General features: G+C 73.2%; 15 protein-coding genes and 1 pseudogene. 4 read left to right on the top strand and 12 right to left on the bottom strand.

Going from position 1 to position 18,396, the window contains the following annotated elements; all coding sequences use genetic code 11:
* Nucleotides 1–82: 82 nt before the first annotated feature.
* Entirely contained in the window at nt 83–1,306 is a 1,224-nt protein-coding gene (locus ACR68M_RS16615) for a benzoate/H(+) symporter BenE family transporter (RefSeq protein WP_441251285.1), read from the bottom strand.
* Between the two features lie 199 nt (nt 1,307–1,505).
* On the opposite strand from ACR68M_RS16615, the gene ACR68M_RS16610 reads away from it, so the two are divergent.
* Nucleotides 1,506–2,336: an LPXTG cell wall anchor domain-containing protein gene (locus ACR68M_RS16610; RefSeq protein ID WP_441251284.1), complete on the top strand. Its 831-nt coding sequence runs from the start codon at nt 1,506–1,508 to the stop codon at nt 2,334–2,336.
* 78 nt (nt 2,337–2,414) lie between these two features.
* Here the strand turns inward: ACR68M_RS16610 and ACR68M_RS16605 are convergent, their stop codons facing one another.
* The 3 genes from ACR68M_RS16605 to pdhA are packed head-to-tail and all read right to left on the bottom strand — an operon-like array spanning nt 2,415 to nt 5,969.
* A complete protein-coding gene (locus ACR68M_RS16605; protein ID WP_441251283.1) occupies nt 2,415–3,830 on the bottom strand; it encodes a dihydrolipoamide acetyltransferase family protein in 1,416 nt (471 codons plus the stop codon).
* A 13-nt stretch (nt 3,831–3,843) separates the two neighbouring features.
* Nucleotides 3,844–4,818 carry an alpha-ketoacid dehydrogenase subunit beta gene (locus ACR68M_RS16600; RefSeq protein ID WP_441251282.1) on the bottom strand — a complete coding sequence of 325 codons (975 nt, stop codon included), beginning with the start codon at nt 4,816–4,818 and terminating at the stop codon, nt 3,844–3,846.
* Entirely contained in the window at nt 4,818–5,969 is a 1,152-nt protein-coding gene (gene pdhA, locus ACR68M_RS16595; RefSeq protein WP_441251281.1) for a pyruvate dehydrogenase (acetyl-transferring) E1 component subunit alpha, read from the bottom strand. The genes ACR68M_RS16600 and pdhA overlap by 1 nt, the downstream gene beginning before the upstream one ends.
* Nucleotides 5,970–6,347: 378 nt before the next feature.
* Between pdhA and ACR68M_RS16590 the strand changes: the two genes are divergently transcribed.
* Both ACR68M_RS16590 and ACR68M_RS16585 read left to right on the top strand, forming a co-directional pair.
* Nucleotides 6,348–7,007: a response regulator gene (locus ACR68M_RS16590; RefSeq protein WP_441251280.1), complete on the top strand. Its 660-nt coding sequence runs from the start codon at nt 6,348–6,350 to the stop codon at nt 7,005–7,007.
* Nucleotides 7,008–7,074: 67 nt separating this feature from the next.
* Nucleotides 7,075–8,163 (top strand): phosphotransferase, encoded by a 1,089-nt coding sequence (locus ACR68M_RS16585; RefSeq protein WP_441251279.1) that lies wholly within the window; start codon nt 7,075–7,077, stop codon nt 8,161–8,163.
* A 14-nt stretch (nt 8,164–8,177) separates the two neighbouring features.
* On the opposite strand, the gene ACR68M_RS16580 is transcribed toward ACR68M_RS16585, so the two are convergent.
* The 5 genes and pseudogenes from ACR68M_RS16580 to ACR68M_RS16560 form a co-directional block, all read right to left on the bottom strand.
* Nucleotides 8,178–9,944: a protein kinase domain-containing protein gene (locus ACR68M_RS16580; RefSeq protein WP_441251278.1), complete on the bottom strand. Its 1,767-nt coding sequence runs from the start codon at nt 9,942–9,944 to the stop codon at nt 8,178–8,180.
* A gap of 169 nt (nt 9,945–10,113) precedes the next feature.
* Nucleotides 10,114–11,400 (bottom strand): annotated as a pseudogene (locus tag ACR68M_RS16575) (protein kinase domain-containing protein); the annotation flags it as partial.
* 89 nt (nt 11,401–11,489) lie between these two features.
* Nucleotides 11,490–12,083: a bacterial proteasome activator family protein gene (locus tag ACR68M_RS16570; RefSeq protein WP_441251632.1), complete on the bottom strand. Its 594-nt coding sequence runs from the start codon at nt 12,081–12,083 to the stop codon at nt 11,490–11,492.
* Between the two features lie 108 nt (nt 12,084–12,191).
* Nucleotides 12,192–13,094, bottom strand: coding sequence for a hypothetical protein (locus ACR68M_RS16565; RefSeq protein WP_441251277.1), 903 nt, complete (start codon nt 13,092–13,094; stop codon nt 12,192–12,194).
* A gap of 130 nt (nt 13,095–13,224) precedes the next feature.
* A complete protein-coding gene (locus ACR68M_RS16560; RefSeq protein WP_441251276.1) occupies nt 13,225–13,695 on the bottom strand; it encodes a carboxymuconolactone decarboxylase family protein in 471 nt (156 codons plus the stop codon).
* Nucleotides 13,696–13,742: 47 nt separating this feature from the next.
* On the opposite strand from ACR68M_RS16560, the gene pdxR reads away from it, so the two are divergent.
* Complete coding sequence (gene pdxR / locus ACR68M_RS16555; protein ID WP_441251275.1) at nt 13,743–15,191, top strand: MocR-like pyridoxine biosynthesis transcription factor PdxR; 1,449 nt, start codon at nt 13,743–13,745, stop codon at nt 15,189–15,191.
* On the opposite strand, the gene ACR68M_RS16550 is transcribed toward pdxR, so the two are convergent.
* Genes ACR68M_RS16550 through ACR68M_RS16540 form a run of 3 tightly spaced genes read right to left on the bottom strand, consistent with a single transcriptional unit; the run spans nt 15,128 to nt 18,386 of the window.
* Nucleotides 15,128–15,328: a hypothetical protein gene (locus tag ACR68M_RS16550; RefSeq protein WP_441251274.1), complete on the bottom strand. Its 201-nt coding sequence runs from the start codon at nt 15,326–15,328 to the stop codon at nt 15,128–15,130. The genes pdxR and ACR68M_RS16550 overlap by 64 nt on opposite strands.
* 39 nt (nt 15,329–15,367) lie before the next feature.
* Nucleotides 15,368–16,813 carry a DUF4407 domain-containing protein gene (locus ACR68M_RS16545; protein ID WP_441251631.1) on the bottom strand — a complete coding sequence of 482 codons (1,446 nt, stop codon included), beginning with the start codon at nt 16,811–16,813 and terminating at the stop codon, nt 15,368–15,370.
* Between the two features lies 1 nt (nt 16,814).
* Nucleotides 16,815–18,386 carry a hypothetical protein gene (locus tag ACR68M_RS16540; RefSeq protein WP_441251273.1) on the bottom strand — a complete coding sequence of 524 codons (1,572 nt, stop codon included), beginning with the start codon at nt 18,384–18,386 and terminating at the stop codon, nt 16,815–16,817.
* Between the last annotated feature and the right edge of the window lie 10 nt (nt 18,387–18,396).

Here is an 18,396-nt window from a genome sequence, read left to right as displayed (position 1 = left end):
TTCGCCGGACCGGTCCATTTACCCGGGCCAACCGGCGCAACTGGCGCGCAGCACCCGTAACCAGGGCGGTAGACGGCCGCCGCTACCTGCGCCGCCCCAGCACGAAGTGGGTGGCGAGGCCCAGCAGCAGGCCCCAGAACGCCGAGCCGATGCCGAGCAGGGTCATGCCGGAGGCGGTGGCGAGGAAGGTCACGACGGCGCCGTCGCGGTCGCTCTCGTCGGCGACGGCGGCGGCCAGGCTGCTCTGCAGGGCGGCGAGCAGGGCGACTCCGGCGATGACCGCGATCAGGGCCGGCGGGAGGCCGGTGAAGAGGCTGACCAGGACGCCGCCGAAGGTGCCGACGACCAGGTAGAGCACGCCGGTGGACATCCCGGCGATGTAGCGGCGGCGCGGGTCGGGGTGGCTCTCGGGGCTGGTGCAGATCGCGGCGGTGATCGCCGCCAGGTTGACGCCGGGCGAGCCGAAGGGCGCCAGCAGGACGGAGACGGCGCCGGTCGCGGTGACGAGCAGCCGGTCGTCCGGCTGGTAGCCGGAGGCCCGCAGCACGCCGAGCCCGGGGGCGTTCTGCGAGGCGAGCGCGACGAGGGTGAGTGGGAGCGCCAGGCCGACCGTCGCGGGCCAGGAGAAGGCGGGCGTGGTCAGCACGGGATGGACGAGCCCGCCGCCGCCCAGGTGCAGCGGCAGGCCGATGGTGGCGGCGGCCAGCACCGCGCCGGTGAGCAGCGCGAGCGGCACGGCGTACCGGGGCAGCAGGCGCTTGGCGGCCAGGAAGGCGGCGAAGCTGCCCAGCACCAGCACTGGCGCGCTGTGCAGGGCGGAGAAGATGCCCACCCCGAAGGAGAACAGGATGCCGGCGAGCATCGCGTTCACGATCCCCGCCGGGATGGCCCGGATCAGCCGCCCGAACAGACCGGTGACCCCGAACACCGTGACGGCGACCCCACAGAGCAGGAACGCGCCGACCGCCTCCCGGTACGGGTACGCCCCCAGGCTGGTCACCAGCAGCGCGGCGCCCGGCGTGGACCAGGCAACGATCACCGGCGTGCGGGTGCGCCAGCTGAGCGCGAAGCAGGTCACCCCGCAGCCCATCGAGACGGCCCAGATCCAGGAGGAGGTGTGGGCCGCGTCCAGGTGCCCGGCAGCGGCTGCGGCCAGCACCACGACGAGCGGGCCGGAGAAGCCGACGGCGATGCAGATCACCCCGGCCAGCAGCGCGGGTACGGAGACGTCCCGGCGTATCGACGGGCGGTACGGGGGCGTGTCCGGCACGGCCTCGACGGGCGGCGCGGTCTGGTGGTCTGTCACGGCAGCAGTATCCCGAAGGGGCCCGCCGCCGTCCCGGAAAAACTTTCTTGAAGGTCACCTGCAACCACGGCGCCGGATGCGCGTCTGTACGGGTGAAGGGTGCGGAAAGCGGGACCGGCGAGCGCCGGGGGGACGCGATCACCGGCCACCTTCGACTTGACTCGTCGTCAGCACACACAGCCCTTGGGGGACTTCCGTCATGCGCCTGCCCGTTATCTCCCGTTTCGTCGCCACTTCGGCCGCCGCTCTCACCCTGGGCGTGGCCCTCCCGCTGCTGGCCGGCGGCACCGCCTTCGCCTGCGGCGACGAGCAGCCGCCCGCCGCCGTGGAGTCGCCCGAGCCCCGGCACGCGACGGACCCGGTGAGTGCGTTCGTCCCGGAGTTCCCGACCTCGCTGACGGCGGGCGGGCAGGTCGAGATCGGCGTCGAGATCGGCAACTTCACCGGCGCCGCGTACCAGCGGCTCGCCCCGACGTTCGCCGTGTTCGCCTCGACCCCCGGGCCGGGCCACACCCTGGTCAACCTCCAGATCCCCGAGGTGAACGTCGACGTGATGGTGGACGGCTCGTGGCGGCACCTGCCGATGCACCACAGCTGCGACCCGACACTCGTCGCCGACACCAGCAGCCTCAGGGCCCCGCTGGCGGACGGCCACGCCCGCCGCTACATGTTCCGGCTCGGGCTCACGACCGCCACCGCGAAGGCGATCAAGAAGGTCGACGTCCTCGCCGGCACGACCGCCGGGGACGTCCCCAAGCACCGCACCCTCGCCGTCAACCACCCCGCGCCCGCCCCCGCACCGGCTACCACCCCGCCGGTCGCCAAGGCAGCGCCCGCCGTACCCGCCGCCGTGATCACCACTCCCACCGCCGCAGCCTCAGCCACACCTTCCCCCAAGACCGCCGCCGCAGCCACGCTCGCCCAGACCGGGCCCGCCGCGCAGACCGGGTGGCTGTTCGGCTCGGGTGCGGCCTGCCTCGCGGCCGGCGCCGCAGTGCTCTACGCCGTGCGGCGGCGCTACGCCCGCTAGGGCCGCGCCGGCCGGACACGCGACAGGGCCCCGCGCCTCCCGGAGGGGAGGCGCGGGGCCCTGTCGTGCGTGGTGCCGTCAGCCCCAGGTGATGAGGCGCTTCGGGCGCTCCAGGATCGCGGCCGTGTCGGCCAGCACCTTGGAGCCGAGCTCGCCGTCGACCAGGCGGTGGTCGAAGGAGAGGGCGAGGGTGGTGACCTGGCGGGGCACCACCTTGCCCTTGTGGACCCACGGGAGGTCGCGGACGGCACCGAAGGCGAGGATGGCCGCCTCGCCCGGGTTGAGGATCGGGGTGCCGGTGTCGACGCCGAAGACGCCGACGTTGGTGATGGTGATCGAGCCGCCCGACATGTCGGCGGGCGAGGTCTTGCCCTGGCGGGCGGTGTCGATCAGGTCGCCGAGCGAGACGGCCAGCTGCGGGAGGGTCTGCGAACCGGCGTCCTTGATGTTCGGGACGATCAGCCCGCGCGGGGTGGCCGCGGCGATGCCGAGGTTGACCTGCCCCTTGATGACGATCTCCTGGGCGGCCTCGTCCCAGCTGGCGTTGATCTCGGGGTAGCGGCGGACGGCCGTCAGCAGCGCCTTGGCGACCAGCAGCAGCGGGCTGACGCGGACGCCCTGGCCCAGCTCGCCGTTCTCCTTCAGCTCGCGGACGAGCCGCATCGTGCGGGTCACGTCGACCTGCACGAACTCGGTGACGTGCGGGGCGGTGAACGCCGAGGCGACCATCGCCTGCGCCGTCGCCTTCCGGACGCCCTTGACCGGCACCCGGACGTCGGCGAGCCCGCTCGCCACCGGCACCGCCTCGACGGCCGCCGGAGCGGCCTCGACGGGGGCGGCAGCGGCAGCCGGGGCGGCTGCGGCGTGCACGTCGTCCCGGGTGATCACGCCGTCGGGGCCGGTCGGGGTGACCGTCCACAGGTCGATCCCGAGGTCCTTGGCGAGCTTGCGCACCGGCGGCTTGGCCAGCGGACGCTCGCCCTGCCCCTGCGCGGGCACCACGGCGACCGGGGCCACCGCAACGGGAGCCACCGCAACAGGCGCCGCAACAACGGGAGCCACCGCGGCCGGAGCAGCGGCAGTCCGCCGGGCCCGGCGCTGGGTGCCACCGGTACGCGGCCCGTAGCCGACCAGCACCTCACGGCGCGCGGGCTCGGCCTCGGCCTCGGCGGCCGGGGCGGCCGCAGCGGGTGCGACGGCGGCCGGGGCGGCGGGCGCCGGGACGGCCGGAGCCGCACCCTCGACCGCGACCGCGATGATCGCGGTGCCGACGTCGACGGTCGTACCGGCCGGGAAGAACAGGCTCTCGACCGTCCCGTTGAACGGGATAGGCAGCTCGACGGCGGCCTTGGCGGTCTCGACCTCGCAGACGACCTGGCCGTCGGTCACGGTGTCACCGACCTTGACGTACCAGGTCAGGATCTCGGCCTCGGTGAGGCCCTCGCCGACGTCCGGCATCTTGAACTCGCGGAGCGAGCGAACTTCGGTGGTCATGATCGCTCCGCTCTCAGAACGCCAGCGCGCGGTCGACGGCGTCGAGCACACGGTCGAGGTCCGGCAGGAAGGCATCCTCGACCCGCGACGGCGGGTACGGGGCGTGGTAGCCGCCGACCCGCAGGACGGGGGCCTCCAGGTGGTAGAAGCAGCGCTCGGTGAGCCGGGCGGCGAGCTCGGCGCCCATGCCCATGAAGACCGGCGCCTCGTGCACCACGATGGCGCGGCCGGTGCGCTTGACCGACTCCTCCAGCGTGGTGAAGTCGACCGGGGAGAGCGAGCGCAGGTCGACGACCTCCAGGCGGCGGCCGTCCTCCTCCGCCGCGGCGGCGACTTCCTGACAGACCTTCACCATCGGCCCGTAGGCGAGCAGGGTGAGGTCGGTGCCGGGCCGGACGATCCGCGCGGAGTGCAGCGGCAGCTCGGCGGCGTCGGAGACCTCGCTCTTGTCCCAGTAGCGGCGCTTCGGCTCCAGGAAGATCACCGGGTCGTCCGAGGCGATGGACTGCCGGAGCATCCAGTGCGCGTCGTTCGCGTTGGAGGGGGTGACCACCCGCAGACCGGCGGTGTGCGCGAAGTACGCCTCGTGCGACTCGCTGTGGTGCTCGACCGCGCCGATGCCGCCCGCGTACGGGATACGGATGGTGATCGGCAGCCGGACGTGGCCCAGCGCGCGGGCGTGCATCTTGGCGAGCTGGGTGACGATCTGGTCGAACGCCGGGTAGACGAACCCGTCGAACTGGATCTCGACCACCGGGCGGTAGCCGCGCAGCGCCAGGCCGATCGCGGTGCCGACGATGCCGGACTCGGCGAGCGGGGTGTCGATCACCCGGGCCTCGCCGAAGTCCTTCTGCAGGCCGTCGGTGATCCGGAAGACACCGCCCAGCTTGCCGATGTCCTCGCCCATGAGGAGGGTCTTGGGATCGTTCTCCAACGACTTGCGAAGTGCGTCGTTGAGCGCCTTCGCGATGCTCAGCTGGCCGGCCATCAGAGGTTCTCCCCGCCCTCGAAGGACGCCGTGTACGCCTCGTACTCGGCCCGCTCCTCGTCCACCAGCGCGTGCGGCTCGGCGTACACGTGATCGAAGATCAGCGTCGCGTCCGGGTCCGGCATGCTGCGCACGCCCTCGCGGACCCGCAGGCCCAGCGCCTCGCTCTCGGCCTCGATGCCGGCGAAGTACGCCTCGTCGCCGAGGCCCTCCTTCTCCAGCAGCGCCTTCAGGCGGGAGATCGGGTCCTTGGCCTTCCAGGACTCGGTCTCCTCCGTCTCGCGGTAGCGGGTCGGGTCGTCGGAGGTGGTGTGCGCACCCATCCGGTAGGTGAAGGCCTCGATCAGCACCGGGCCGTTGCCGTTGCGGGCGTGGTCGAGCGCCCAGCGGGTCACCGCGAGGCAGGCCAGCACGTCGTTGCCGTCCACCCGGACACCCGGGAAGCCGAAGCCGGAGGCGCGGCGGTAGAGCGGGATCTTGGTCTGGTTGGTGGTGGGCTCGGAGATCGCCCACTGGTTGTTCTGGCAGAAGAAGACCACCGGCGCGTTGTAGACCGCGGCGAAGGTGAACGCCTCGCTGACGTCGCCCTGGCTGGAGGCGCCGTCGCCGAAGTACGCGATCACCGCGTCGTCGGCACCGTCCTTGGTGATGCCCATCGCGTAGCCCGTGGCGTGCAGCGCCTGCGAGCCGATCACGATGGTGTAGAGGTGGAAGTTCTTCTCGTTCGGGTCCCACCCGCCGTGGTTCACGCCACGGAACATGCCGAGCAGGTTCAGCGGATCCACGTCGCGGCACCAGGCCACGCCGTGCTCGCGGTAGGTCGGGAAGGCGTAGTCGGCGGCGCGCATCGCACGGCCCGAGCCGACCTGTGCGGCCTCCTGACCGAGCAGCGAGGCCCACAGGCCCAGCTCGCCCTGGCGCTGGAGCGCGGTGGCCTCGGCGTCGAAGCGCCGGACCAGCACGAGGTCGCGGTAGAGCGCGAGCAACTCCTCGGGCGTCGTCTCCAGCGGGAACTCGGGGTGCTCGACGCGCTCGCCTTCCGGCGTGAGCAGCTGTACGAGCTCCGCCGGGGCATCCGTACCCGCGCGAAGGTTGTCAGGGACGCCGGGGGCAGCCTTCTTGCGCGCCCTCGCCGTGCTTTTGACGGTCACGTTCACTCCTCGGTCTGTCCGGCCGCCCGGGGTCGCCGGTGACCGGTCCGGTCACCCCCCTGCAAGCGCGCGTGGGTGTGCGCGCCGACTGCGGGGCAGGTGGTGTTCCCTTTCCGACGGCGTCCCTCACGAGAACGTTACCCAGCGGCGCCCCTTGGCGCGCTTGCGCTAGGACGTCCTACTTGTTCACGGCCGAGAACCACGGGTGTGGCGCAGCTCTCAGAACGGTGCCGTCAGGACACCTGCGCACGCTATCCGGGCAGAGCCCTCCGCGTAAGGGGGTACTGCGAACGAATTCCGTGATCAGGATGTGCTGGACATCGGGCCGCCCGGCGCTGCTCACCGGACTTCGTTGGGACGGTATGGGACCATTTGGCCGTGACTGGAAACGGGCAAATCAGGGTATTCCTTCTCGATGATCATGAGGTCGTCCGGCGCGGCGTCCACGATCTCCTCTCGATGGAAGGCGACATCGAGGTCGTCGGCGAGGCGGGCACCGCCGCCGAGGCGCTGGCCCGCATCCCGGCCGTCAACCCGGACGTCGCCGTGCTGGACGTCCGCCTGCCGGACGGCAACGGCGTGGAGGTCTGCCGCGAGGTGCGCTCGCAACGGCCCGAGATCAAGTGCCTGATGCTGACCTCCTTCTCGGACGACGAGGCGCTCTTCGACGCCATCATGGCCGGAGCCTCCGGGTACGTACTGAAGGCGATCCGGGGCACCGACCTGCTCTCCGCCGTGCGTGACGTCGCGGCCGGCAAGTCGCTGCTCGACCCGGTCGCCACCAGCCGGGTGCTCGCCCGGCTGCGCGACGGTGGTGAGAAGGAGGACGAACGACTCGCTCAGTTGACGAAGCAGGAGCGCCGCATCCTCGATCTGATCGGCGAGGGGATGACGAACCGTCAGATCGGCAACGAACTTCACCTGGCAGAGAAGACCGTGAAGAACTACGTGAGCAGCCTTCTTGCCAAAATGGGCATGGAGCGGCGCACCCAGGCGGCGGCCTACGTCGCCCGGCACCAGGCCGACCACCAGCACTGAGAGTTCACGGATCAGACAGCTGACACTCTGTCAAGTCACCATGCCGTGGCCCACTACGCTCTGCTCCGTGACGACGTACGGCCAGCTCTTCGTGAGCGCCCCGGCCCGCCCGGACAGCTCAGCACCCCCGGTCGGCACCCTCAGCCCCCCGGTCGCGAAGGTCGCCGTCGCGGGGGTGCTGCGGGCCTACCGGGTCGGGACGGCCCGCGAGGCCGTCCCGGTCTCGGAGGGGCTGCTCAACCGGGGTTACCGCGTCACGACGGAGACCGGGCGGTACTTCCTCAAGTGCTACGTCGACCGGGCCACCGCCTCCCGGCCCGCGATCACCGCCCAGCACCGGGCCACCACCGCCCTGCGCGCCCTCGGGCTGCCCACCGCGCCGCCGCTGCCAGCCCGCGCGGGGCGCACCGTGACGGCGTACGGCGGGCGGCGGTTCGCGCTCTTCCCCTGGGTCGACGGGCGGCACCGGCACGGCACCGGGCTGGGCGCGCAGCAGTGCGGCGAGCTCGGCGAGCTGCTCGGCAGGTTGCACGGCGCACTCGAGCGCGTCTGCGCCCCTGTCGCACAACCCGCGGGCCATCGGAGCGCCGACCCGGACGAGACCGCCCTGCTGGTCGCCGACCTGCTGCCGCAGGCCCGCCCGCGCGCGGCGTACGACCCCTTCGACGCGCTGGCCGAACGGCGCCTCACCGAGCGGCTCGACCTGCTCGCCGCCCACCGGCACCGCCGCCCGGCCCCCGAGGCCGCCCCGCCGACCGGCTGGACGCACGGCGACTTCCACAGCCTCAACCTGCTCTACGACGGCGCCCGCGTCGCCGCCGTGCTCGACTGGGACAAGCTCGGCCGCCGCCCGCGTGCCGAGGAGGCCGTCCGGGCCGCCACGCTGATCTTCAACGACCGCGAGACCGGCACCCTGGACCTCGTCCGCGTCCGCCGCTACTCCCAGGCCTACCGGGCCACCGGGGCCGCCGGCGCCGCCGACCTCGCGGCCGCCGCCCACCGCGTCTGGTGGGAGCGCCTGAACGACCTCTGGATGCTCCAGTGGCACTACCAGCGCGGCGACCACCGGGCAGACCCGCTCTTCCCCGCCGCCGCCGCCCAGCTCGGCTGGTGGTGCGAGGAGTACGAGCAGGTCCTGGACGCCTTCACCAACTGACGCCCTGGCCGGGCCTACTGCACCGTGCCGCCGCCCGTCTTGCCGGGGGTGGGGGTCACCGGCGGGGGCGGCGGGGCCGAGGCACTGCTCGGGGGCGGCGAGGAGACCGGCTCGCTGGGCGTGGACGACTCGGACGGGGAGCTGGACGGCGAGGCCGAGGCCGAGGGCGAACCCGACGGGGACGGCGAGGCCGAGGCGGAGCGCGAGCTGCTCGGCGAGGGCGTGGAGCTGTGGGTCGACGGCGGCGGGGTGCTGTAGCTGCCGGAGTTCGAGCCCGTGCCCGTGCCGGTGCTCGGGCTGTTGGTGCCCGTCGAGCGCTGGGGCGAGGGGGTGGTGTCCTCGGTCGTCGGCTCGGTCGACACGGAGGTGCTGGTCTGCGGCGCCACCGGGGTGCCGGGCTTGCCGGTGTCGTTGTTGTTCAGGGCCAGCACGATCCCGGCCGTCCCGGCCAGCACCAGCAGCACCGCGCCGACGATCCAGATCATCGGGCTCCGGCGCGGGTGCTCGGGCCCCTGGTCGTCGTAGCCGCCACCACCGCCGCCACCACCCGGCGGCGGGCCGTAGGGCGCGGAGGGCGTGTTGTAGGGCGAACCCACCGAGTACGGCAGCACCGACGTCGGGTCAGCGCCGGCACCGGGCACCGCGCCGAGCGGGGTGGTCAGCGCCGAGGACCCGCTCGGGGTGCCCTCGTAGCCCGGCTGGCCGCCGGTGCCCGCACCCGCCGCCGCCAGCCCGGCCGCAGCGGCGGCAGCGGCCGCCGCACCCGCCGCGTACCCGGCACCGGCCGCGCCGTGCATCTCCCGCAGCGCGTGCTGCAGGTGGGCGCGGAACTCGTCGGCGCTCTGGAAGCGGTCGTCCGGGTTCTTCGCCAGCGAGCGCAGCACCAGCTCGTCCAGCTGGTGCGGGACGCGGGGGTTGACCTGCGAGGGCGCCACCGGCGCGTCCTGGACGTGCTGGTAGACCACTGCGAGCGGGGTGTCGCCGACGAACGGCGGGCGCAGCGTCAGCAGCTCGTAGAGCATGCAGCCGGCCGCGTAGAGGTCCGAGCGGTGGTCGACGGGCTTGCCGAGCGCCTGCTCCGGTGAGAGGTACTGCGGGGTGCCCATCACCATGCCGGTCTGCGTCATGGTGCTGGCCGCGCCGGTGAGCGCGCGGGCGATGCCGAAGTCCATCACCTTGACGGCGCCGCCAGTTGTGATGATCACATTGGCGGGCTTGATGTCCCGGTGCACGATCCCGTGCCGGTGGCTGTAGGCGAGCGCCTCCAGCACCCCGGCGGTGATGATCAGCGCCTGATCGACCGGCGGAGCCGACTCGTCCACCAGCAGCTCGCGGACCGTCCGGCCCTCGACCAGCTCCATCACGATGTACGGCGTCGACTCGCCGTCGTGGTGCTCCTCGCCGGTGTCGTAGACCGCGACGATCGAGTGATGGTTGAGCCCCGCGACGGAGTGCGCCTCACGGGTGAACCGGAGCCGCGCGACATCGTCCTGGGCCAGCTCCGAGCGGAGCAGCTTGACGGCCACCGTACGGGCCAGCCGTACGTCCTGAGCTGCGAAGACCTCCGCCATCCCGCCCCGGCCGAGCCGGTGGGTGAGGCGGTACCGGCCGTCGCCGACGGTGCCCAGCGGGGCGGCGGTGCCGCGCCCCGGAGTCTGCGCGGCGGCGGGCAGCGCGGTCGTCGCGGCGGTCTCGTCGGACGCCTTGGGCGTCTCACGAGCCACCTCGCCGCCCTGGGCGTGCTCCGCCTCGCCGTCTCCCGGCCGCTGTGTGTCTGCCATCGCTCCTCGCCCCGGGCTGTCGCTCGGTGCGAAGTCGCCCTGTCGGTTCCGTCCCCCGAACGCTACCGCTTCGGCGCACTCAACGTGGACCAGCCGACCTGGTGACCGGGCGCAGCGCACCGTACTTCGAAGTTGTCCGGCCGTGCTGGTTCTTGGACGCGGCGGCCCCGACGATCAGCCCGGCGAGCACCACCAGGCCGACCAGCACACCGAAGACGATCAACGCCGTCAGGCACCCGTTGTTGCGCTGCTTCGGCGGCTGCGGCACGGGCTGAGTCGCGTAGGGCGGCGGGGTGTACTGCTGCGGCGCGTACTGCTGCGGGAAGGCCTGCGGGTGGGGCTGAGGGTGGGTCTGCTGATGCGCCTGCGGGTGGGGCTGGGCCTGCGGGTGGGCGTACGGCGGCGGGGTCTGCGGACCGTACGGCGGCGGGGTGGGTGCCTGGTACGGCTGGAACGGCCGGCCCGCCGTGGCCCGGAAGTCGCCGGGCACCTGCGGGAAGTCGGTCAGCGACGGGGCTGCGTGCACCGAGCGCGGGCCCTCGCCGATCACCAGCGGAGCGGCGGCCACCAGCGGGGTGCCGGTCGGCGCGGTGCCGGGCGAGATCCGCTCGACCTCCTGCCGCATCGCCTCCGCCGTGGGGAAGCGCTGCGCCGGGTCCTTCCGCATCGCCCGCGCGACCAGTGCGTCCACGCCGGGCTGCACGGCCGGGTTGACGGCCGAGGGCGCGGGCGGCTCCTCCTGCACGTGCTTGTAGGCGATCGAGAACGGCGAGTCCCCGTCGAACGGCAGCTCGCCGGTGATCAGCTCGAACAGCATGCAGCCGACGGAGTACAGGTCGGAGCGGGCGTCCACGCTCTTGCCGAGGGCCTGCTCCGGCGAGAGGTACTGCGGGGTGCCGACCACCATGCCGGTCTGTGTCATCGAGGTCACCCCCGACTGGAGGGCCCGCGCGATACCGAAGTCCATCACCTTCACGACGCCCTTGGTCGTCACCATGACGTTGCCGGGCTTGATGTCCCGGTGCACCAGGCCGTGGTCGTGCGAGGCGTCCAGCGCCGAGAGCACCTCCGCGGTGATCCGCAGCGCCTGCTCGGCGGGCAGCGCACCGCCACCGCTGCGGACGGCCTCGTTGAGCAGCTCGCGCAGGGCCTTGCCCTCGACGTACTCCATGACGATGTACGGCACCGTCACGCCGTCCGGCCCGACGTCCTCGCCGCTGTCGAAGACCGAGACGATGTTGGGGTGCTGGAGCCGCGCGACGGCCTGCGCCTCCCTGCGGAACCGCTCGCGGAAGGACTGCTCACGGCCGAGTTCGGTGTGCAACGTCTTCACGGCGACCTGCCGGTCGAGCACCGTGTCGTACGCCAGGTGCACGGAGGCCATCCCACCCTGACCGAGCAGGTGCTGCAGCACGTACCGCCCGTTGGCCAGGGAGTGGCCCTCGACCTCGCTCATCGTCCTCTGCTTCCCCCACCCGACCCCGGGCGGCCGGGGCCAGGGTATCGGGGAAACCTCACGCGCCCGGTGCGCCCCCAGGGCTCGGCCTACAGGTACGGCCCGGCGCGCAGGCCGCCACGGCTCTCGCCCGGGTCGTCGACGTCGTGCTCGGCGCCGAGGCTGCCGGGCGGGAGGGCGCGGCGCATCTGCTCCAGCTGGGCCCTGGCCGCCATCTGCTGGGCGAACAGCGCCGTCTGGATGCCGTGGAAGAGGCCCTCCAGCCAGCCGACCAGCTGGGCCTGGGCGATCCGCAGTTCGGCCTCGGTCGGGATGGTGTCGTCGGTGAACGGGAGCGACAGCCGCTCCAACTCCTCGACCAGCTCGGGCGCGAGCCCCAGCTCCAGCTCCTTGATCGAGCTCTTGTGGATCTCCTTCAGCCGCACCCGGCTGGCTTCGTCGAGAGGAGCCGCCCGGACCTCCTCCAGCAGCTGCTTGATCATGCTGCCGATCCGCATCACCTTCGCGGGCTGCTCGACCATCTCGGTCACCGGGAGCTCACGGGGCTCGAACCCCTCGCCGCTCCCACCGCTGCCGAAGCCAGAACCCGGCACCGCCCCGACCGGCATCCCGTCCGGACCCACGATCAGCACCTTCGGGCCTTCACCCGGCTGTCCGCCCGACGCCTGGTACGTCTCCGGCATCGACGGGTCGTTCATCGGGTTAGTCATAGCTCCTTCATATGCTTCGCAAGTGGAGAGGGTCAACTGACAGACCATGATGCGGCGCGGCGTTCCGGTCGGGCCACGGCCTCAGCGGTGGCGCAGCCGCAGCCCCACGAGCCCGAGACCGCAGCCGATCAGGGCCAGCCCGGCGCCCAGCGGCAGCTGGAGGTTGGAGGGGTCCGTCCAGCGCAGCGGGGTCGTCACGTCGACGGCGGCCTGGGCGACCGGACGGGCTGCGGAGGTGGCGGCGGCCTGCGGCGCGGCCTCGCCGGGGTCGGGGGCGGCGGTGTCGGCGTCGTCCGTGCCGTCTGCGGAGTCGTCCCCCTCCGGAGCCGCTTCCGGGGCCGCGACCTCGGGCTGTACGGCCGCAGGCTCCTCCGGGGCGGCGGCCGGAGCCAGCTCGGGGCCCGGCCGGCGGAGCGCGGGCGAGGAGGCGGCGGCCACCGGCTGGGGCGCGATCGCGGACACACTCGCCGACACGGACGGGGTCGGGGACGGGGTCGGCGAGGGCGTCGGGCTCGCGGTGGCCGACGGGGTGCCGCTCGGGGTGCCGGGCGACGGCGAGGCCGACCGGCTCGGGGAGGGCGTCCCCGGCTCCGGGCTCGACGGGCAGGGCGGCTCACTGCTCGGCGGGCAGGACGCGTCGGTCGGGGTGGCGCTCGGCCCCACCGGGACACCCGGCAGCGCGGGCAGCGAGGGCAGTGCAGGCGGCGTGGGCAGCACAGGCGGCGACGGCAGGGCGGGCAGCGCAGGTATGCCGACCGCCGGTATCGGCGCCCCCGGAGCGGCGGCCGCAGGCGCGGTGCTCCCCGCGCCGGGGCGGGCACCGTCGGCAGCCACCGCCGGGCAGGCCAGCAGCAGCGGGACGGCCAGACCGGCGGCCGTACGTACCGCCCACCGCGCGGGAGCAGCGCGGAGGACGGAGCCGGACGCGGGGCGGACGCCCCGGATGCGGCGGAGCTCGGAGAACACGTACGGAGGTGCGGCCACGGACGGAGGTCCTTCCGACGGCCGACCGCGCCAGGGCGCGGGCAGCGGCGGGACAGCTCCGGACCAGCCTCACACATTCCGTCATTACGGGCATTTCAGACATTCGGCCCGCATCATCGGGGCCCTGGGGTCAGGCGCCGCGCTCGTCGGTGCCGGGGACCTTGCCGGTGCTCAGCGCGATCCGGTTCCAGGTGTTGATGGTGAAGATCAGGGCCAGCAGCCGGGCCAGCTCCGCCTCCTCGAAGTGCTCGGCGGCACGGGCGTAGACCTCGTCCGGGACACCGCCGTGCGAGACCAGCGTGACGGCCTCGGTCAGCGCCAGCGCGGCCTGCTCCTGGGCGGTGAAGAAGTGCCCGGCCTCCCGCCAGAGGGCGACGAGGTGCAGCCGCTCCTCGCTCTCGCCCGCCTTGCGCGCATCGGTGGTGTGCATGTGCAGGCAGTACGCGCAGCCGTTCAGCTGGGAGGACCGGATCTGGACCAGCTCCACCAGGGCCGGGTCCAGGCCCTCGCGGGCGGCGGCGTCGAAGCCGAGGAGGGCCTTGAAGGCCTTCGGGGCGGCCTTGGCGAAGTTGACTCGGGCTGCTGCGGTGTTCGTCGTCATACCCACCAATCTAGGGTGCGAGAAGACCTGTCGTAAGGTGCATTCCGATGGAAGAAACATGGGTCAATTCGGCCGAGCGGATCGGCGCCGACCTGCATCTGGAGCTCCCCCGCACCGGCAGCCGCCGGGCGGCCCTCGCCCACGCCCTGCGCGAGGCCGTCCGGGACGGGCGGCTGGCCCCCGGCCTCCTGCTGCCGCCCTACCGCTCGCTCGCCGCCGACCTTGGGCTGGCCCGGAACACCGTCGCGGGGGCGTACGCCGAGCTGGTCGCCGAGGGCTGGCTGACCGCCCAGCAGGGCTCCGGCACCCGCGTCGCCGGGCGGGCCCGGCCGCGCGGGGCGGCCCGGCCGGCCGGACGAGCGCCGGAGGCCGGGCAGCGGCCCGTGCACAACCTGCGCCAGGGGCAGCCGGACGCGGCGACCTTCCCCCGGGGGGCCTGGATCGCCGCCACCCGCCGGGCCGTCGACCGGGCCCCCAACGAGGCGTTCGGGCCCGGCGACCCGCGCGGCCGCCCCGAGCTGCGGCAGGCGCTGGCCGACTACCTCGCGCGGGCCCGGGGCCTGCGCACCGACCCGGAGCGGATCGTCGTCTGCTCCGGCGTCGCGCACGGCCTGCGGCTGCTCCTCGGCGGCGCGGTGCTGCGCGGACCGCTGGCCGTGGAGGCGTACGGACTGCCGTTCCACCGGAGCCTGCTCGACGCCGCGCACGTCCGGACCGTCCCGCTGGAGGTCGACGAACAGGGCGCCCGCACCACGGAGTTGCACGACTGCCGGGCGGCGCTGCTGACCCCTGCCCACCAGTTCCCGACCGGGGTCGCCCTGCACCCCGGGCGGCGGGCGGCGGCCGTCGACTGGGCCCGAAGCACCGGCGGGGTGATCCTGGAGGACGACTACGACGGCGAGTTCCGGTACGACCGGCGCCCGGTCGGTGCGCTGCAGGGCCTCGACCCGGAGCGGGTCGGCTATCTCGGCTCCGTCAGCAAGGGCCTCTCCCCCGCGCTGCGGCTGGGCTGGATGGTGCTGCCCGAGCACCTCGTCGACCCCGTGCTGGCCGCCAAGGGCGAACGCGAGGCCTGGGTGGGGGTGATCGACCAGCTCACGCTCGCCGACTTCATCGAGACCGGCGCCTACGACCGCCACATCCGCAGGATGCGCCAGCACTACCGCGACCGCCGCGACCGGCTCGTCGCCACCCTGGCCGAGCACGCGCCGCACATCACCGTCACCGGGCTCTCAGCCGGGCTGCACGCCGTGCTGCGCCTGCCGGACGGCACCGAGGCCGAGACACTGGCCGCTGCCGCCCGGCAGGGCGTCGCCCTGGACGGCCTGGCCGCCTTCCGGCACCCGTCGGCGGCCGGTGCAGCCGCCGGGGCAGCTGTCCCCCCGGCCGCCGACGGGCTGGTGATCGGCTATGCGACACCGCCCGAACACGCCTACGGCGCGGCCCTGGAGGCGCTCTGCCGAGTGCTGCCGGGGGCGGCGAAGGCCGACTGGTAGTCGGGGCCGGCGATCGGGCGGGCCGCGAAGAACTCCCCGGGCAGGTCGAAGGCGTCCACCAACTGGGCAGCGCGCTCCGCGAGCTGCCCGATGCTCCGCTCGACCAGGCCGGGGATCTCGGCACTCTGACCCGTCATCAGATGTCGGCATTCGGGCCGCGCCCGGTGCCGGTGCGGTCAACCGGCCTGACGGCCCGGCCGGTTCGCCGAACGGGCCGCCGACCACCGGGACTGGCTCAGGTACTGCTCGGCCAGCTGGTTGATCTGGTCCTCCAGATCGGCGTTGCGCCGGGCCCGCGCGAGCCGGTAGCCCGCGTCGATCTCCTCCCGGGCGGCCTGGGCGTCCTGCTCGCGGCGGTAGATCTCGACCTCCTGGTGGACGGTGATGCCGCGCTCGTCCAGGCGGCGGCGGGTGCCCGCGCGGACCACGTTGCTCCGCAGCTGCTCGGCCAGGATGGCGTCGTAACTCGTCGGCCCGCCCATGAACTTGACCAGGATCGGCATGCAGTCGAGCAGCAGCACCAGCAGCCGGACGAGCCAGACCCCGGCGAAGACGAAGAAGCTGTTCGCCGAGACCTTCCCGAGCGCCTTGTCCTCGTCCAGCAGCCCGACCCCGCTGTGGTCCCGGCGGTACTGCTCGGCCTTCTGCACCGCGCCCTTGTCGACGGCCGCCGCGTGGTCGGCGGCCGCCTTCTGGACGGCGGCGGTCAGGTCGGCCTGCTGGGTCCGCAGCGTCGCGAGCTCGGCGGCCCGCCCGGCCAGCCGCTGGTCGGTGCGGAACTGCTCCTGGGCGGCGGTGTCGGCGTCGCAGGCCGGGCCCTTGCCCCGGACTCCGGTCGTCCCGGTGCGGGCGTCCCCGTTGCACTCCGCGTCGGTCTTGTCGACCAGCGTCCTGAACTGCGCCTGAAGGCCGTCGAGTTCCTTCTGCTGAGTGACCAACTGGGTCGAGGTGGCCGACAGTTGGTCGCGGAGCGACTGGAGGCCCGAGGTGACCGGGAGGATGTGACCCGCGCAGCTCCGCCGGTCGACCGTCGTGGGGTCGACCGGGTTGCACGCCTCCCAGAGCTTGATCTCGGTGTCGTAGGAGGACGAGTTGGTCGCGTTGATCTGGTCCCGGATGGTGGGCTGGAAGATCTGCAGCACCAGCGGCTCCGCGATCACCAGCCCGACCACCAGCGCGACCGCCAGCCGGGGCAGCAGCAGGACGAGCTTCGACCTCAGGTCGAACACGCCGTGGCTGCACGAGACCAGGAAGCCGTCCAGGGTCAGGATCAGCCAGCCCCAGATCAGGGCGACGGCCAGCACCCCGAGCAGCGGCGCGCCCGGCACCACCTTGCGCACCGCGACGCCCATCGAGACCGCCGCCAGCAGGCCCGTGTTGAGCACGATGAAGGCGTACTTGGTATAGCGCGGGCGCTCGTCCGCCGTCAGGTCCAGCAACTCCTCGCGGATGCCGATGAGCCTGCGCAGCGCCCGAGCCGGCCCGTGGTCCGGCGGGGACGGCCAGCGCCCGGAGGCAGCCGGGGGCACCGGTACGGCAGGCGGGTGCGACGGCGTGCCGGGGAGGGTCACGGCGTCCGGGAGCAGCGGGGTGGCGGCCTCCGCCTGTCGGTCGACCAGCATGTCAGCCACCGAACCTCCACACGTCGCCGGAGACGTCGTTGTCACGCTCCGCACCGCTGTCCTCCTCGGCCACCGGGGCCGGCCCACCCTGCTTGCGCAGGCGGTCGGGCTCGGCGGCCTCGGCCAGCTCCCGTCTCCGCTCCTCGGCGGCGGGGACGGCGCCGGCCGCTGCCGGGCCGTCCCCGTCCTGCTGGCGGTCGTAGTTCTCCAGGCCCCCCACGAATCTCTCCAACTCCTCGATACTGCTGTCGCCGTAACCCTTCTGGATGGCCGAGCGGCGCAGCTCGAAGCTCATCTCCAACCGGCGCTGCTGGTCGTCGTGACGGCGCTTGAGCTCGGCCATCCGCGCCTCCCGGGCGGCATCCTGGTGCGCCTGGGCGCGGCGGTCCTCCCGCTCGACCGTCCAGCGGTGCTCGTCGCGCTGTTGGGCGGCGGCGGCCCGGCGCTCCTCCGTCTCGATCTGCAGGTGCAGGCGCTGGCGCTCCATCTCCTGCACCTTCTCCTGGCGTTCCTCCGCCCGGCGCTGGTCCTCCCGGCCCGCCTCCCAGCGGATGTCCTCGCGATCCAGCGCGCGCTGCTCGTTGCTCCGCCCGTAGGAGCGCTGGTCAAGGTGGTCCAGCTGCTGGAAGAGCCGCTCCGAGCTGATCTCGCCGCGCTGGTGGGCGAGCCGCAGCTGCCCCGCGATGTCCTCGCCGATCGCCAGGTAGTCGGCCTCCGCCTCCTCGCGGGCGAACTCGTTGCCCCGGCGACGGCGGCCCAGATCGCCGTGCTGGTCGAGATCCTGGAGGTCATGGGTGTGCAGCTGCTCGTCGATCGCCTCCTTCCGCTCCGACCGGCGGTTGTCCTGCGCGTAGCCACGGGCCAGGGTGTCGTACTCCTGGTCGAGGTCGAGCTTGTCCGTCCGGACGACGTGGCTGTTGCGCTGGTCGAGCCGGGTGATCCGCAGCGCCCGCTCCCGGCGTGCGATCGCCTCCTCGTGCTCGCGCTCCTGCACTCTTCGGGCGTACTCCAACTCCCTGAGCAGCGAGGGCGTCAGCACGTCCGTCCCGATCACCCGCACCACCATGCCCGGGTACGAGGGCGGCTGGATCTCGGTGTAGGCGCGGATCTGGGTCTGCACCAACTCCCGTACCTGGAGCAGCTCGTCGATGCCGTGCTGCTGCGCGATGTCGTGGATGCGCGGGCAGCCGCCCAGGTAGCCGAGCAGGTTGGTGCGGATCTGCCGCCCGTCCTGCACCACCTGGCCCGCCTCGATCACCCCGCAGGCGAACTCCGCCCGGACGGTGAACTGTTCGGCCTCGTGCGAGCCCAGCTTCAGGTCGACCACGATCGGGACGTCCTTGCGGCAGTCCACCAGCGTCACCGAGGTCGCGGCCCGCACCCTCGGGTCGTTCAGGGTGAAGGTGCCGTCGTCGACGACGTACTCCTCGCCGATCCGGTAGACCAGTTTCTGGTACGAGCTGACGGGCAGCAGGTCGCCGGATTCCCGGGCGGGGTTGCTGCGGAACCTCCGGGCGGCGGGCAGCCGGTCGAGCTGCCGTTCGGCCACAATGGGGTAGGTGTCGTTGTCCAACTCAGGTCCC

Origin of the sequence: Kitasatospora sp. McL0602, from assembly GCF_052076145.1 — a bacterium.
GTDB lineage: Bacteria > Actinomycetota > Actinomycetes > Streptomycetales > Streptomycetaceae > Kitasatospora.
The sequence above is the reverse complement of the archived record's forward strand: the minus strand, read 5'-3'. Positions and strand labels throughout refer to the sequence as shown.

Excerpts from the sequence above, each read along its gene's own strand:
- ACR68M_RS16580 (WP_441251278.1), bottom strand. The coding sequence starts at position 9,944 with ATGGCAGACACACAGCGGCCGGGAGACGGCGAGGCGGAGCACGCCCAG.
- ACR68M_RS16560 (WP_441251276.1), bottom strand. The coding sequence starts at position 13,695 with ATGACGACGAACACCGCAGCAGCCCGAGTCAACTTCGCCAAGGCCGCC.
- ACR68M_RS16550 (WP_441251274.1), bottom strand. The coding sequence starts at position 15,328 with ATGACGGGTCAGAGTGCCGAGATCCCCGGCCTGGTCGAGCGGAGCATC.
- ACR68M_RS16570 (WP_441251632.1), bottom strand. The coding sequence starts at position 12,083 with ATGCCGGAGACGTACCAGGCGTCGGGCGGACAGCCGGGTGAAGGCCCG.
- pdxR (WP_441251275.1), top strand. The coding sequence starts at position 13,743 with ATGGAAGAAACATGGGTCAATTCGGCCGAGCGGATCGGCGCCGACCTG.
- ACR68M_RS16545 (WP_441251631.1), bottom strand. The coding sequence starts at position 16,813 with ATGCTGGTCGACCGACAGGCGGAGGCCGCCACCCCGCTGCTCCCGGAC.
- ACR68M_RS16605 (WP_441251283.1), bottom strand. The coding sequence starts at position 3,830 with ATGACCACCGAAGTTCGCTCGCTCCGCGAGTTCAAGATGCCGGACGTC.
- ACR68M_RS16600 (WP_441251282.1), bottom strand. The coding sequence starts at position 4,818 with ATGGCCGGCCAGCTGAGCATCGCGAAGGCGCTCAACGACGCACTTCGC.
- ACR68M_RS16610 (WP_441251284.1), top strand. The coding sequence starts at position 1,506 with ATGCGCCTGCCCGTTATCTCCCGTTTCGTCGCCACTTCGGCCGCCGCT.